This is a genomic window from Nonomuraea sp. NPDC049421, from assembly GCF_040677005.1.
GTDB classification, from domain to species: Bacteria; Actinomycetota; Actinomycetes; order Streptosporangiales; family Streptosporangiaceae; genus Nonomuraea; species Nonomuraea salmonea.
This window is the reverse complement of record NZ_JBFAQA010000015.1, coordinates 130,242-145,279: the sequence shown is the minus strand read 5'-3', so window position 1 is coordinate 145,279 and position 15,038 is coordinate 130,242. Positions and strand designations below refer to the sequence as shown.

Sequence of the window (15,038 nt, the reverse complement as noted above, 5' to 3'; positions counted from 1 at the left end):
AATGCATATAGTGATCATGGGGTGTGGCCGGGTCGGATCGACCCTCGCGCACATCCTCGAGGACAGCGGGCATTCCGTGGCCATCATCGACCGCGATCCGCAGGCCTTCCGCCGGCTGCGCGCCGGTTTCCACGGGCGCCGGGTGACCGGCGTCGGCTTCGACCGCGGCGTGCTCATCGACGCCGGCATCGAGTCGGCCGCCGCCTACGTCGCGGTCTCCAGCGGCGACAACTCCAACATCATCTCCGCGCGCGTCGCCCGCGAGACGTTCGGCGTCGACAACGTCGTGGCCCGCATCTACGACCCCCGCAGGGCCGAGGTCTACCAGCGGCTGGGCATCCCCACGGTGGCCACCGTGCGCTGGACCGCCGACCAGGTCATGCGCCGCATCCTGCCCGAGGGCGCCGAGCCGCTGTGGCGCGACCCGACCGGCACCGTCGTGCTCGCCGAGGTCACCGTCAACCCCGCCTGGATCGGCACCCGCGTCACCGACCTCGAAGAGAGCGCCCGCACCCGCGCCGCCTTCGTCAACCGCATGGGCGAGGCCGTCACCATCACCCGTGACACCGTGGTCCAGGAGGGCGACGTGCTCCACGTGATCGCCGCCGAGGCCGACATGGACCGGATCAACAAGGTGCTCGCCGCGGCACCGGAAGAGGACGAGTGATGCGCGTCGCCATCGCCGGCGCCGGTGCCGTGGGCCGCTCCATCGCGGCCGAGCTGCTGGAGAACGGCCACGAGGTGCTGCTCATCGACAGCGACCCCCACGCCATCAAGATCGACAGCGTCCCGCGGGCCGAATGGCTGCTCGCCGACGCCTGCGAGATCGCCTCGCTCGACGAGGCCGGGCTCAACAACTGCCACGTCGTGGTGGCCTCGACCGGTGACGACAAGGTCAACCTCGTGGTGTCGCTGCTGGCCAAGACCGAATACGGGGTGCCGCGGGTGGTCGCCCGCATCAACCACCCCAACAACGAGTGGCTGTTCAACGAGTCGTGGGGCGTCGACGTGGCCGTCTCGACGCCGCGCCTGCTCAGCGCGCTGGTGGAGGAGGCGGTGAGCGTCGGCGACCTGGTCAGGCTGATGACGTTCCGCCAGGGGCAGGCCAACCTGGTCGAGCTCACCCTCGCCGATGACGCGCCGGTGGTGGGGCAGCGGGCGGGCTCGGTGCCGTGGCCGGTCGACTCCGCGCTGGTGGCGATCCTGCGCGAGGGCCGCGTCCTGGTGCCGACCGCCGACGACCCGCTGGAGGCGGGCGACGAGCTGCTGTTCGTCGCCAGCCAGGAGGTGGAGCAGGAGCTCGCCCACCTCCTGTCGCAGCACTAGCGAGGTACGCGGCTCAGAACAGGCCGAAGTGCTTGTGCTGGTGGTGGTGATGGTGACGGCGGAAGTCCACCTTCGCGCAGCCGCCGTCGGTGGTCCAGATCGTGAACGGCTTCAGCCTGAGCACGCCGGTCACCTCCTTCCCGCACACGTGGCTCGGCCCCCAGAAGTCGTCCGCGATGGCGGGCGTGGGTGCGAGGAGCAGCGCGGCGGCGGTCATGGTGACGGCGGCGATGACGCTTCTGTACATGGCGGTCCCCCGAAATGTGAGAGATGATCGTTCGCCAGCCTTGTACCCCTGCGCGTGGATCGACTGATTCAGCGTTCGGCCCGGAGATCTTTACTCCTGAGCGGGTAGGTGCCGGGCCATGCGCTACAACGTGCTGGCCACCGACTACGACGAGACCCTCGCCTCGGGCGGCCAGGTGGCGGAGGCCACCATCGCCGCCCTCGAACGCCTGTCCAAGGCCGGGATCAAGCTGCTGCTGGTCACCGGCCGCGAGCTGGACGACCTGCTGTCGGTCTTCCCGCACCCCGCCCTGTTCGACCTGATCGTGGCCGAGAACGGCGGGCTGCTGTACGACCCGCACCAGCGCACCTGCGACGCCCTGGCCCCGCCCCCACCGCCCGAGCTGGCGCAGCGGCTCAAGGACGCGGGCGTCAGCCCGCTCGGCGTCGGCCAGGTGCTGGTCGCCACCCGCGAGCCGCACGACGTGCAGGTCCTGGAGGCCATCCGCGAGCTGGGCCTGGAGCTACAGGTCATCTACAACAAGGGCGCCGTCATGGTGCTGCCGCCCGGCGTCAACAAGGCCAGCGGCCTCTGCGCGGCACTCGACCGGCTCGGCCTGTCGCGGCACAGCGTGGTCGCGGTCGGCGACGGTGAGAACGACCACGCCTTCCTGCAGGCCGCCGAGTGCGGGGCCGCCGTGGCCGACGCGCTGCCCGCCCTCAGGGACGCCTGCGACCTGCCGCTCGACGGCCCGGCCGGGCGCGGGGTGGCCGAGCTGGCCGAGAAGCTCATGGCGGGCGAACTCGACGGGCTGGAGCTCGTCCGGCACCACGTCCTGCTCGGCCACGACGAAGGGGCCGAGGTGCGGCTGCCGACGTACGGGCTGGGCCTGCTGGTCGCCGGGCCGTCCGGCAGCGGCAAGTCCACGGTCACCACCGCGCTGCTCGAACGGCTCGTCGGCGACGGCTACCAGTGCGTCATCGTGGACCCCGAGGGCGACTACGCCGAATACCCAGGCGTGACCGTGCTCGGCGACCCTGACCGGGTGCCCTCCGTGGACGAGGTCGCCCACGTGCTGGAGCATCCCGGGCACAGCGTCGTCATCAACCTCATCGGGCTGCAGCTGCGCGACCGGCCGGCGTACTTCGCGGAGCTGCTGCCCCGCCTCACCGGGCTGCGCGCAAAGCTCGGTCATCCGCACTGGCTCGTGCTCGACGAGGCGCACCACCTGATGCCCGCCGAGGTCCGGCACGTGCCGCTGCAGCATCCCGGTGACCTGGGCTCGGTGCTGATGATCACCGTGCATCCCGACGCGCTCAGCCCCGCCGCGCTCGGCCTGGTCAACGGCACCATCGCGGTCGGCAAGGAGCCGGAGAGCACGCTCGCCGCCTTCGCCACCGCCCGTGGGCTGGACGCGCCCTCACTACCCGACGGGCCCGGCGACATCGCGCTGTGGCTCGACGGCACCGAGTCAGGCCGCCGGCTCACGCTGGCCCCCGCCCGGCAGGAGCGCACCCGGCACCGGCGCAAGTACGCGGCCGGGACCATGTCGAAGGACAAGAGCTTCTACTTCACCGGGCCCGAGCAGCGGATGCGGCTGCGGGCCAGGAACCTGCACACGTTCGTGGAGCTGGCCGAGGGCCTGGACCACGACACGTGGCTGCACCACCTGCGGCGGGGGGACTACTCGACGTGGATCCGCGACTGCCTCGGCGACGCCGAACTGGCCGACGAGGTGGCGGCGCTGGAACGCGACGAGGCGGCCGACGCGGACTCGACGCGGCGGCGCGTGGCCGACCTCATCGGCGCCCGCTACACGCTCCCCGCCGAACCCACCGCCTTCGACCCGGACCACGACGACCGCTGACCCCCTGAAGCCCCGGCCTGTGTGTCAGGCGGGGGCTACGGGGGGCTTGACCGGGGTGCGGCCGCGGCCGAGCACCCAGAGCATGGCCGCCAGCGCCGCCACCTGCAACGGCCAGCCCATGACGATCTTGGCGAAGCCGAGCGCGGCGACCGCCTCGTCACCGCCGCCGAACAGGTAGACGGGCCCCTGCACGGCCACCCTGACCGCGCACGGCAGCATGAGCAGCCAGGTCAGCCGCGTGCACAGCCGCACGATGCCGGGATCCTTGTGCCAGCCCGTCGGGTCACCCGTGACCGAGCCGATCAGGAACCCGACGACCGGCCACCGGGCGACGATCGAGATCAGCATCGCCACCGCGTAGCCGGCGTTGTAGAGGATGCCGGGCAGGAAGTAGTCTTTCGCGTCGCCCGTACGGCTGGCGAAGAACGCCCCGATCGCGATGCCGATCAAGCTGTTGATCACGAACTGCGGCGTCGACCGCTGCAGCACGCGCATCAGCAGCAGCACCACCGACAGCGAGATGCTGATGATGAGCGACAGCTTCAGATCCTCGCTGAGGATCCACGCCAGCGTGAACGCGACCGTCGGCACCGCCGCCTCGATGATGCCTCTGACCCCGCCGAACGCCTTCGCGAGCTGGGCTCGCACCGCCGCTTCGACCGTGTCGTGGGCGACCTCTTCCGCCTCGGCACTCACCTGATCAACTCCCTGGGCGCAGCTCGTAACGCGGATTGAACATCACTTTGCGCCCGTCCTGCAGGCTCACCAGGCCCTCGGCCTTGACCGTGCGGCCCGGCTCGATGCCCGCGATCCTGCGGCGGCCGAGCCAGACCAGGTCGATGACGTCGGACCCGTCGTAGAGCTCGGCCTCGAGAGCGGGAGCACCGCCCCTCGGACGCAGTGTCACCGTACGTAGCGTACCCGCCACGCAGAAGCGGCGGCGGCCGCCACACGAGACGATGGGGGTGGCGCCGACCTCGTCGGCGTCCTCCCGCAGCTCGCGGGCCTCGATCTCTGACTGGGGGGAGGCCAGCCGGCTGAAGAACCCGCGCAATCCCCCACGTTTGGGGGGCTCTGCCGTACTCATGATGCCTCAGCCTATGTGATGTCAGCCGTCAGCGAATCTCGCTGATCTCCGGTCCTCGCCTGAACGGGTTGAACCGCGGCCCCTCGCCCGCGTCGCCGCCCGGCTCGTTGGGCCGGCGCAGCGGGATCGGCTCCTCGCGCGCCATCGGCTCGTCGCCCCGCACGACCACGACGTCCTTGATGAAGTCGTGGTACGCGGCCGCCGTCGCGTCGTCGACGGCCGCCTTGCCCGAGATGACCGCGAGCAGGAACCAGCGGGGCCCGTCGATGCCGATGTAGCGGGCCGGCCTGCTGTCACCGTCGAGCCGCATCTCGCCGCTCAGCTCCGGGCCGAACGGCCCCTCCTGCTCGTGCAGCACCCCCGCCTGGCTCGCCAGCTTGGTCCGCACCTCGTCCCACAGGCCCGAGCTGCGCGGCGCGGCCAGGGCCTGCAGCTGCAGCGAGCTCTCGTCGTACAGGACGACCACGCCGACGTGCTGGTCCCCCACGGAGGCCAGCCGCACGTCGAAGTCGGGGTTGTGCGGCAACCGCAGGCCGCCCAGGTCGATGCGGTCGTTGTCCGGGTGGGGCTCGTCGGCGTCCCACGGGCCGGACTCCCGCATCGGCGCCGCAGCCTCCTGCTCGGCCGCCTGATCCGGCTGCTCACGACGACGACGTCGGAACACGTTCCTCACTCTCCCTGCTCGTCGGGCCCATCGGCCCGTTGTACGTCCGTCTCACGCGGACCCCCTGCCTCGGGCCCGCTCGATCTGCACCGGTCAGCGCCCCGTGGACCCGAACCCGTTCGCACCGCGCACGGACCCCGGCAGGCGCTCCACCTCGTGGAAGGCCGCCCGTTCCACGCGCTGCACGACGAGCTGCGCCACCCGGTCGCCCCGGCGCAGCCGGAACGGCTCCTTGGCGTCGGTGTTGATCAGCGTCACCCTGATCTCGCCCCGGTAGCCGGCGTCGACCGTGCCGGGCGCGTTGACCAGCGTGACCCCGTGCTTGGCCGCCAGGCCGGAGCGCGGATGGACGAACGCCGCGTAGCCGTCGGGCAGCGCGATCGCCACCCCCGTGCCGACCACGGCCCGCTCGCCTGGCTGCAACTCGACGTCCTCGACCGCGTAGAGGTCGGCGCCGGCGTCACCCGCGTGCGCGTACGACGGCATCGGCAGCTCCGCGTCGAGCCGCTGGATGAGGACCTCTACTGTGTTGCTCAAGGATTCACCTCGTAATCCGGATGTTCGACCTCGATGGCGGCCAGATCGCCGTGCTTGGCGAAGTGTTCCATGTTCACCTCGATGAACAGCGCTGCCGCGCGGACGGCGACCGGTCCGTCCGGGGCGCCGATGCGCCCCTCAGCCTCAAGGTACGCCTTCCTGCCCGCGATGCCGTTGCACCAGGCACGCAGGTGGAGTGTCGTGCCCACGGGAACGGGGAGGAGGTAGTCGGTCTCCAGCCGTCCCGTCACATATGGCTTGCGGAACAGGTATACGGACATACCGATGACCTCGTCCATCGCGGTCGCCAGCACCCCGCCGTGCGCCAGCTTCGGCGCCCCCTGGTGCGCCTCCCCCACCGTGAACTCGGCCTCGACCGTCGTGCCATCGGGCGTCCTGGCCTTGAGATGCAACCCCGTGGGGTGCTCGGTCCCGCACCCGAAACACTGACCGTAGTGGGAGGACAGAACGGTGCCCGGGGCGGGCGCCCCCGGCACCGCCTCGGGCGGTCCAGCGTGGGGAGGCGGCGTGGTGAGGGAGGAACGCGTCACGGGTGACGAGGTTACTCCGTACCACCCATACCCGAATCCCACCCAACCCCCACCGCTCCACTGCCGCATCACCCGCCCCCGCACGCCGGTGGATCATGGGCGCGAAGGAGCGGCCTCCGTATCGGCCCCGGACACGTCACCGCCCGTCATACCGCCGGCGCCATCAGCCGTACCGGAACCGTGAACGTCACCGTCACCAGCGGCACGGGGACCGCGAGCGCCAACGTCATCAGCGGCACCGGAAGCGTGAGCGTCGCCGCCATCAGCCGCATGGGGACCGCGAGTGCCGCTGTCGCGGCGGCTGTCGCCCTCGCCTCCGTCGCCGTGACGGGCGCCTCCGTCACTCCGGCGGCCGCCGCCGGTGCCGTGGTCGGAGGTGTCCGTCGTGTCGTCGGTGGGTGGGGGTGGGGCGGGTGGGGATGGGTCGTGGTGGCCTGGGGGGAGCTCGGGGGGTTTGTGGCGGAGCTCGGGCAGTGCGCGGTAGATGACGGCTGCCACGGGGACCGCCACTGCGGCGCCGGCGATGCCGGCCAGGACGCCGCCCACCGACAGGACGAGGATGATCGCCAGCGGGTGGAAGTGCAGCGCCCGGCCCACGATCAGCGGCTGCAGGACGTGGTTTTCGAGCTGCTGCTCCACGATGAGGATGCCGAGGAAGATCAGCGCGTAGACGAGCCCCTTGGCGCCCAGCGTGACCAGGGTGGCGACGGTGCCGGCGAAGAAGATGCCGACGATGGGGATGAAGCTGGCGAAGAAGATGAGCACGGCCAGCGGCGCCCACAGCGGCACGCCCATGCCGGCCAGCACGATGCCCATGATGAGCCCATGGACGGCGGCCACCGCCACGGTGCCCTGGACGTAGTGGGAGAGCGTGGTCCAGGCGGCCCGCCCGGCCCTGTCGACCCTGGGCGCCACCCCGCCGAACGCCTTGAGGAACCACGTCCAGATGCGGTCACCGTCTTTGAGCAGGAAGAACGTGACGAACAGCAGCAGCACGATGGACGCGAGCACCTCGACGGCGACCGCGCCGGCCGACAGCACGGTGCCGGTGATGGCGGTGCGCTGCTCGTTGACCATGGTGGCGATCTCGTCGACGTAGTCGGTGATCTGCGCCTCTTCGAGGTGGAGCGGCCCGGTGATCAGCCATTCCTGGACGGTCCTCGCGGTCTCCTGGACCTGGCTGACGAGACCGGGGAACTCTTCGCTGGCCCGCGCGCCGACCAGCCAGCCCGTGCCGACGAGCACGGCCAGCGCCACCAGCATGGTGATCCAGGTGGCGTAGATGGGCCGCATGCCGGCGCTGCGCAGGCTCTTGGTGAGCGGGAACAGCAGCGCGGTCAGCAGGAGCGCGATCGCCACGGGCAGCGCCACGAACGCGAGGCGGGCGATGACCTGGACGATGAAGTAGACGACCACGCCGACGAGGATCAGGCAACCGGACCATGCGGCCATCCTGGCCAGCACGGGCGGCACGAGCTTGGTTGGGCGGTCGGGCAGCACGTGTTCAAGACTGGCATGTCCGGGCCCGTCACGCGCGCGGATATCGGCGCGACCACGACCGCTGTCAGCGTAATCCGGCCCCCCGGCCCCCGACCCCCCGGCCCCCGACCCCCCGGTCCCCCAGTGCAGCCCCTCAGTGCCGACGGCCTCACGTCGGCGTGCACCTTCGCGCGAGGCCGTCCCCTCACATCGGCGACATCGGGTCTGTGCAAGGGGCGGTGATCGTGTCACCGTCGTGACCATGAAGGCTCCGGTGATCCTCGTCATGGCGGCGTCCTGTCTGGTCGCCGCGCCCGTCGCCCCCGCGCCCGCGTCCGCGTCCGCCTCCCGTGTGCCGCTGTCCCTGGAGGTGCTGTCCAGCCGGCCGGATCAGGTCAGCGGGGGTGATGCGCTGATCAGGGTGGACGGTGACGTCAGGGCCAGGGTGCTGCGGAACGGTGAGGACGTCACGGAGGCGTTCGAGCGCAGCGGCAAGGGACGTACGGGGCTCGTGACGGGCCTGCGGGACGGCGAGAACACGATCACGGCGGTCGCCGGCCGGCACAGGAAGAGCATCAGATTACGCAACCACCCCCTTCAGGGGCCCATCTTCTCGGGCGAGCACCAGTACCCGTTCCTGTGCAAGACGGAACGCAGCGGCCTCGGCCCGCCGAAGCCCGACAACCAGGACGGCCAGGGCATGCGGGTCGAGGGCGGCTGGAGCAAGGACTGCTTCGCCCCGACGGTGAACGACCGCCTCTACCGCTCGACGGACGGCACGTACAAGCCGATGCCCGCCGGACGGCCCGCCGACATGGCGACCACCACCCTGCCCGACGGCCGGACGGTCGACTTCGTGGTACGCCGCGAGCGCGGCGTCATCAACCGCTTCCTCTACTCGATCGCGATGCTGGAGGACGGCTACACCGGCCGCGCGGTCTACCGGTTCGACGGCGGCGTGGCGATCGGCCACGACCAGGGGACGATCGGCGGCGGCGCGCTCGACGCGCACCAGCTCGGCCAGGGCTACGCGATCATGTACTCGTCCGGCACCCGCACCAGCACCCATTACAACCTGATCCTGGGCGGCGAGACGGCCCTGATGGTCAAGGAGCGGTTCATCGAGCGGTACGGCCCGCCGCTCTACACGGTGGGCGTGGGCGCGTCGGGCGGCGCGATCCAGCAGTACATCTATGGCCAGAACCACGGGACGAGGGTGATCGACGCCGCCATCCCGCAGTACTCCTATCCGGACATGGTCACCCAGACCATCCACGTGGGCGACTGCGAGCTGCTCGAACGCTACATGGACCGGCATCCGCGCTGGGCCAAGTGGGACGACCGTACGGCGCTGATCGGCATGAACGCGAGCGACACGGTCGCGAACCCGTACACCGGGCGGCCCGGCTCCGACGAGTGCGTGAACGGCTGGCGCGGCCTGACCCCGCTCACCATGAACCCGCTGTGGACGTCCAACAACGACCCCGAGTGGCAGCGCATGGACCCGCCGGGCGTCAAGGACACCGTCCAGTGGACGCACTGGGACGACCTGCGCAAGGTGTACGGCGTGGACGAGACCGGCTACGCCCGCTCGACCTGGGACAACGTGGGCGTCCAGTACGGGCTCAAGGCGCTCACCGACGGCGTGCTGACGCCGGAGGAGTTCCTCGACCTCAACGCGCAGGCGGGCTCGTGGAAGGAGGCCGCGGACATGGTGCAGGAGGCATGCCCGTTCGTGCCCTCGGCCTGCCCCGCCGACCTCGACCCGTGGAGCGCCCGTAACGCCCACCAGGGCGATCCCGCGCCGCGCCGCACCGGTGACCCTGTGGCGATCAGGAACGTGCTGCGCAGCGGGCTGGTGTTCGGCGGGGACATCGACATTCCGGTGATCGACTGGCGGCACTACCTGGAGGAGGAGCTGGACATGCACAACGCGCACCAGTCGTTCGCCTCCAGGAAGCGGATGCTGGACCACGACGGGCAGGCGGGCAATCAGGTCGTCTGGTTCACGGACGCGCGTCCGAACGGGCCGGAGTTCGACCAGACTCCCGAGGCGCTCAAGGTGATCGACGCGTGGATGGCCAACATCCGGAAATATCCGGCGCGCGGCGTGATCAGGAACAAGCCGCCCCAGGCCGTGGACCGCTGCTTCGCCACCGACGGCACCGAGATCGCCGCAGGCGCGCACGTCTGGGACGGCGTCCTGGACCGCCGCGCCCCCGGGGCGTGCACCAAGCGTTTCCCCCTCTACGGCACCTCCCGCACGGTGGCGGGCGGCCCGATCGAGGGCGGGGTCTACAAGTGCCGGCTCCAGCCGGTCGACCGGGCGATCGCCAAGGGCCTGTACGGCTCCTGGCGCCCCACCCCGGACCAGCGCGCCAGGCTGAAGCAGATCTTCCCCACGGGCGTGTGCGACTACCGCTAGGAGCGGCACAGGGGCGGGGGGCGGGCCGGGTGCGGGGCTTGGTGGGCGGTGGGGGGACGGAGGGGTGGCAATAGAGTGGCCTGCCATGGGCACTCAACGCCGCCCCGCCACCGAACCGGAGGCCCGCGCCCTGGCCTCGGCCGCCCGCCTGCGCATCCTGCGGCTCTGCCTCGACCAGGCGCTGACCAACAAGGAGATCGCGGGCCGGCTGGGCGCGAACCCCGCCACCACGCTGCACCACGTACGCAAGCTCGTCGAGACGGGTTTCCTGGCCGCCGAGCCGCGCAGGCCGGGCCCGCGCGGCTCGACGGAGATCCCCTACCGCACCACCGGCAAGACGTGGGAGATGGACGTCCGCGAGAGCGGCGTGACCGGCGCCAACGCTGCCATGCTCGGCGCGTTCCTTGAGGAGGTGCGGCTGGTCGACGTCGCGGACGGCGAGTTCACCAGGCTCGGGGTCAGGCTGACGGAGGAGGGCCGCGAGGAGCTGTGGCGGCGGCTGCGCGAGGTGATCGACGACTTCCGCGACCGTCAGCCTCCGGCGGACGGCGCGGCGTACTCGCTCTTCCTCGCCGTCCACCGGGACGTCACCAGGGACCCGCTCAGGGAGCCACTCGGGGAGCCCGAGTGATCAGCCCAGGTCCACCTCGACCTTGAGCTGCTCACCGGTCTCCAGCACGAACTCCTCCACGTTGCCCGCCGCGCACACGTCGTCGGACGCCTGCGCGAGCAGCCCGGCGCCGGGCGTCCACACGCTCAGCCGCGACACCTCGGCCCGCATCGACAGCTTGGCCTCCGACTTGGCCTTGCGCACCTGCCCGAGCACGTCGGAGGCGACGGCCAGCACCGCCGGGTCGCCGGTGCCGCGCTCGGCGGCGGGCCAGGAGGTGCGGTGCACAGAGCCGTCACGCCACCACGACCACACCTCTTCCGTGACGAACGGCAGGAACGGCGCGAACATCCGCAGCAGCACGTCGAGCGCCTGCCGCAGCGCCGCGTGCGCCGAGGCCGCGGCCGGGCCCGACTCGTACGCCCGCGCCTTGACCAGCTCCAGGTAGTCGTCGCAGAACGCCCAGAAGAAGCGCTCGACGACCTCGATGGCCCTGGTGTGGTCGTAGGCGTCGAACGCCTCGGTGGCCTCGCGCACGGTGTCGGCCAGCGCCGCCAGCATCGACAGGTCGAGCGGCTCGGTCACCTCGCCGTCGCTCTCGGCCAGGCCGAGCACGAACTTGGAGGCGTTGAGGATCTTGATGGCCAGCCGCCGCCCGATCTTGAGCTGCCCGGGGTCGAAGGCGGTGTCGACGCCGTAGCGGCCGTTGGCCGCCCAGTAGCGCACCGCGTCGGAGCCGTGCTTGTCCAGCAGGTCGAGCGGGGTGACGACGTTGCCCTTGGACTTGGACATCTTCTTGCGGTCGGGGTCGAGGATCCACCCCGAGATGGCGACGTCGCTCCAGGGCAGCTCGCCGAACTCGTAGTGCGAGCGCACCACGGTCGAGAACAGCCAGGTGCGGATGATCTCGTGGGCCTGCGGCCGCAGGTCGGCGGGGAAGACCCGCTTGAACAGGTCGTCGTCGCTGCCCCAGCGGCCGGCGATCTGCGGGGTGAGCGACGAGGTGGCCCAGGTGTCCATGACGTCGGGGTCGGCCATGAACCCGCCGGGCACGCCGCGCTGCTCCTCGGTGTAGCCGGGCGGCACGTCGGACGACGGGTCGACGGGCAGCATGTCCTCGGTGGGCACGATCGGCGCGTCGTGGACGGGCTGCCCCGACTCGTCGATCGGATACCACACCGGGAAGGGCACGCCGAAGAAGCGCTGGCGGGAGATCAGCCAGTCGCTGGTGAGCCCCTCGACCCAGTTGTCGTAGCGCACCCGCATGTGCGGCGGGTGCCAGGTGAGCTCGCGCCCGCGGCCGAGCAGCCGCTGGCGCAGCTCCTCGTCGCGGCCGCCGTTGCGGATGTACCACTGGCGGGTGGTGACGATCTCGAGGGGCTTGTCGCCGCGCTCGTAGAACTTCACCGGGCGCTTGACCGGCTTGGGCTCGCCCTCGAGGTCGCCTGACTCGCGCAGCATCTCCACGATGCGCTCGCGGGCGCTGTGGACGGTCTTGCCGGCCAGCTCCTTGTACGGCTCCGCCTCCACGCCCTCGGGCGGCTCCGGCAGCAGCCGGCCGTCCCAGCCGATGACCGGCCTGGTGGGCAGGTGCAGCTCGCGCCACCAGGTGACGTCGGTGATGTCGCCGAACGTACAGATCATCGCGATGCCGGTGCCCTTGTCGGGCTCGGCCAGGCGGTGGGCCAGCACCGGCACCTCGACGCCGAACAGCGGCGTCAGCACCGAGGTGCCGAACAGGTCCTTGTAGCGCTCGTCGTCGGGGTGGGCGACCAGCGCCACGCAGGCCGGGATCAGCTCGGGCCTGGTGGTCTCGATGGTGACCGGGCCCTTCTCGCCGTAGAAGGAGATGGTGTGGAAGGCGCCGGGCCACTCCCTGTCCTCCAGCTCCGCCTGAGCGACCGCGGTGCGGAACGTGACGTCCCACAGTGTCGGCGCCTCGGCGAGGTACGCCTCGCCGCGCAGCAGGTTGCGCAGGAACGCCCGCTGCGAGACCGCCCGCGCCTCGTCGCTGATGGTGGTGTAGAGCAGCGACCAGTCGACCGACAGGCCGATGCGCTTCCACACCTCCTCGAACGCCTGCTCGTCGATGGCGGTCAGCTTGTGGCACAGCTCCACGAAGTTGCGCCGCGAAATGGAGATGTCGCGCTTGCCGGGTTTGTCCGGGGGCACGAAGTCGGGGTCGTAGGGCAGCGAGGGGTCGCAGCGCACGCCGTAGACGTTCTGCACGCGGCGCTCGGTGGGCAGGCCGTTGTCGTCCCAGCCGAGGGGGTAGAACACCGACTTGCCGAGCATGCGCTGGTAGCGCGCCATGATGTCGGTGTGGGTGTAGGAGAAGATGTGGCCGATGTGCAGCGAACCCGACACGGTGGGGGGCGGCGTGTCGATGGAGTAGATCTGCTCACGCACTGCGGACCGGTCGAAGCGGTAGGTGCCCTCTTCGTCCCAGCGAGCTACCCATACCTGCTCCAAGCCGTCGAGAGTCGGCTTTTGGGGCATGGAGGGACGGCGTAGTCGCTGTTGAGTCATGCCTCCTTATGGTACGGCTTCGCAGGCCCGGCAAGCGGTAGAGACTAGTGTTCGTTACAAAGGGGAAGGGAGATCGACATGGCGGAGGAGAAGCCAGATATCGCCTGGCGGGTCATCGGCGGACTCGTGGGTCTGGTGACGGCGTGGGCGGCCCGTAAGGTGCTGGGTTTCGCCTGGACGAAAGCGACCGGCAAGGAGCCGCCCATCGACACCGAGTCGCCTGAGGTGAGCCTCGGCGAGGCGATCGGCTACGCCGTCGTCATGGGGGTGGGCATGTCGGTGGCGCAGATCGTGGTCAACCGGACCGCCAAGAGGCGCTACGACGCGTGGAAGTCGCTGAAGCAGGTGACTCCAGGGCAGTGAGGAACTCGTTGGCCCAGCGGTCCACGTCGTAGGTGGCGACCCGGCGGCGCATCGTCCGCATCCGCCGGGCCAGCTCGTGCGGCGTGGCCCGCATCGCGTTCAGCAACTGCCGCTTGATGTCCTCCACGTCGTACGGGTTCACCAGGTACGACTGCCGCAGCTCGTCGGCCGCCCCGGTGAACTCGCTCAGCACCAGCGCGCCCTGCAGGTCGTGGTGGCAGGAGATGTACTCCTTGGCCACCAGGTTCATCCCGTCGCGCAGGGGCGTGACGACCATGACGTCGGCGGCGAGATAGAGCGCGGCCAGCTCCTCGTGGTTGTACGACTGGTGGAAATACCAGATGGGCTGGTAGCCGAGCTGGGCGTGCTCGCCGTTGATCCGCCCGACCTGCAGCTCGATGTCGTCGCGCAGCCTCCGGTACTCGTCCACGCGCTCCCTGCTGGGCGTGGCGATCTGCACGAACACCGCCTCGCCTGGCCGCAGCCGCCCGTCCTTGAGCAGCTCGCCGAAGCCTTCGAGGCGCTGGCCGATGCCCTTGGTGTAGTCGAGCCGGTCCACGCCGAGCAGCACGTGCTCGGGCTCGCCCAGCTCGATCCTGATCTCCTTGGCCCTGGCCACGACCTGCGGCTCGCGCACGAGCGCGTCGAGCTGCGCGAAGTCCACCGAGATCGGGAACGCCTGTGTGGTGACGATCCGGTCGTCGAGGAAGATCTCGTTCCCCTTGTACGGCAGCCCGAGCAGCCGGCGGCACAGCCGGCGGAAGTTCGAGGCGCCGCCCGGCAGCTGGAAGCCCACCAGGTCAGCCCCGAGCAGCCCTTCGACGAGGTCCTTGCGCCACGGCAGGCGCCAGAACAGCTCGGTCGGCGGGAAGGGGATGTGCAGGAAGAACCCGATGCGCAGGTCGGGACGCAGGCGGCGCAGCATGGCGGGCACGAGCTGGAGCTGGTAGTCCTGCACCCACACGACCGCGCCCTCATCGGCCGCCTCCGCGGCGGCCTCGGCGAAGCGCTGGTTGACGACCTGGTACGCCTCCCACATCTCCCTGTCGAAGACGGGCGTGGCCACGACGTCGTGGTAGAGCGGCCACAAGGTGGCGTTGGAGAAGCCCTCGTAGTAGAGCTCCACCTCGCGGGCGGACAGCGGGACGGGGATGAGGTTCATCCCGTCCTGCTCGAACGGCTCCAGCTTCTCGTCGGGCGCCCCGTGCCAGCCGGCCCAGGCTCCGTGGCGGCGCTGCATCACCGGGGCTATCGCGGTGACGAGCCCGCCAGGACTCCTGCGCCACGAGGCCGTTCCGTCGGGTTCGATCGTGCGGTCCACCGGCAATCGGTTCGCGACGATCAAGAACGAGCTACGGCCAGTCACGCAGTCCT

Annotated in this window: 15 protein-coding genes; 6 read left to right on the top strand and 9 right to left on the bottom strand. The window is 70.7% G+C overall.

Translation table 11 applies throughout. The annotated features are described in order from the left end of the window. Position 1: 1 nt before the first annotated feature. Positions 2-667 (top strand): TrkA family potassium uptake protein, encoded by a 666-nt coding sequence (locus AB0K18_RS25620; RefSeq protein WP_364918626.1) that lies wholly within the window; start codon positions 2-4, stop codon positions 665-667. Beyond that, positions 667-1,326, top strand: a complete 660-nt coding sequence (locus AB0K18_RS25615; protein WP_364363717.1) for a TrkA family potassium uptake protein — start codon at positions 667-669, stop codon at positions 1,324-1,326. The genes AB0K18_RS25620 and AB0K18_RS25615 overlap by 1 nt, the downstream gene beginning before the upstream one ends. Positions 1,327-1,339: 13 nt before the next feature. Here the strand turns inward: AB0K18_RS25615 and AB0K18_RS25610 are convergent, their stop codons facing one another. Then, positions 1,340-1,573, bottom strand: a complete 234-nt coding sequence (locus tag AB0K18_RS25610; RefSeq protein WP_364918623.1) for a hypothetical protein — start codon at positions 1,571-1,573, stop codon at positions 1,340-1,342. Positions 1,574-1,691: 118 nt separating this feature from the next. Here AB0K18_RS25610 and AB0K18_RS25605 point away from each other — a divergent pair, with 118 nt between their 5' ends. Continuing rightward, the gene (locus AB0K18_RS25605; RefSeq protein ID WP_364918620.1) at positions 1,692-3,419 is read left to right on the top strand and encodes an HAD-IIB family hydrolase; all 1,728 of its coding nucleotides are present in this window, start codon (positions 1,692-1,694) and stop codon (positions 3,417-3,419) included. Positions 3,420-3,443: 24 nt separating this feature from the next. Here the strand turns inward: AB0K18_RS25605 and AB0K18_RS25600 are convergent, their stop codons facing one another. The 6 genes from AB0K18_RS25600 to AB0K18_RS25575 all read right to left on the bottom strand — a co-directional run bounded on the left by AB0K18_RS25600 (position 3,444) and on the right by AB0K18_RS25575 (position 7,758). Then, positions 3,444-4,115, bottom strand: coding sequence for a DUF3159 domain-containing protein (locus AB0K18_RS25600; protein ID WP_364918617.1), 672 nt, complete (start codon positions 4,113-4,115; stop codon positions 3,444-3,446). Positions 4,116-4,119: 4 nt separating this feature from the next. After that, complete coding sequence (locus tag AB0K18_RS25595; RefSeq protein WP_355413502.1) at positions 4,120-4,506, bottom strand: OB-fold nucleic acid binding domain-containing protein; 387 nt, start codon at positions 4,504-4,506, stop codon at positions 4,120-4,122. 28 nt (positions 4,507-4,534) lie between these two features. Next, positions 4,535-5,170 carry a DUF3710 domain-containing protein gene (locus AB0K18_RS25590; RefSeq protein WP_364918613.1) on the bottom strand — a complete coding sequence of 212 codons (636 nt, stop codon included), beginning with the start codon at positions 5,168-5,170 and terminating at the stop codon, positions 4,535-4,537. Between the two features lie 93 nt (positions 5,171-5,263). After that, positions 5,264-5,707 (bottom strand): dUTP diphosphatase, encoded by a 444-nt coding sequence (gene dut, locus AB0K18_RS25585; RefSeq protein WP_364918610.1) that lies wholly within the window; start codon positions 5,705-5,707, stop codon positions 5,264-5,266. Further along, positions 5,704-6,258, bottom strand: coding sequence for a PaaI family thioesterase (locus tag AB0K18_RS25580; RefSeq protein ID WP_364918607.1), 555 nt, complete (start codon positions 6,256-6,258; stop codon positions 5,704-5,706). The genes dut and AB0K18_RS25580 overlap by 4 nt, the downstream gene beginning before the upstream one ends. Positions 6,259-6,351: 93 nt before the next feature. Continuing rightward, on the bottom strand, positions 6,352-7,758 hold the full coding sequence (locus AB0K18_RS25575) for an AI-2E family transporter (RefSeq protein WP_364918604.1): 1,407 nt from the start codon (positions 7,756-7,758) through the stop codon (positions 6,352-6,354). Positions 7,759-7,999: 241 nt separating this feature from the next. On the opposite strand from AB0K18_RS25575, the gene AB0K18_RS25570 reads away from it, so the two are divergent. Beyond that, positions 8,000-10,162 (top strand): DUF6351 family protein, encoded by a 2,163-nt coding sequence (locus AB0K18_RS25570; RefSeq protein WP_364918601.1) that lies wholly within the window; start codon positions 8,000-8,002, stop codon positions 10,160-10,162. Between the two features lie 85 nt (positions 10,163-10,247). Then, the gene (locus AB0K18_RS25565; protein ID WP_364918598.1) at positions 10,248-10,793 is read left to right on the top strand and encodes a winged helix-turn-helix domain-containing protein; all 546 of its coding nucleotides are present in this window, start codon (positions 10,248-10,250) and stop codon (positions 10,791-10,793) included. Here the strand turns inward: AB0K18_RS25565 and valS are convergent, their stop codons facing one another. Further along, positions 10,794-13,301 carry a valine--tRNA ligase gene (valS, locus tag AB0K18_RS25560; RefSeq protein ID WP_364918595.1) on the bottom strand — a complete coding sequence of 836 codons (2,508 nt, stop codon included), beginning with the start codon at positions 13,299-13,301 and terminating at the stop codon, positions 10,794-10,796. A gap of 78 nt (positions 13,302-13,379) precedes the next feature. Here valS and AB0K18_RS25555 point away from each other — a divergent pair, with 78 nt between their 5' ends. Continuing rightward, a complete protein-coding gene (locus AB0K18_RS25555) occupies positions 13,380-13,664 on the top strand; it encodes a DUF4235 domain-containing protein (RefSeq protein WP_364918592.1) in 285 nt (94 codons plus the stop codon). Here AB0K18_RS25555 and AB0K18_RS25550 read toward each other — a convergent pair. Next, positions 13,597-15,030 (bottom strand): trehalose-6-phosphate synthase, encoded by a 1,434-nt coding sequence (locus AB0K18_RS25550; protein WP_364918589.1) that lies wholly within the window; start codon positions 15,028-15,030, stop codon positions 13,597-13,599. The genes AB0K18_RS25555 and AB0K18_RS25550 overlap by 68 nt on opposite strands. Positions 15,031-15,038: the final 8 nt, after the last annotated feature.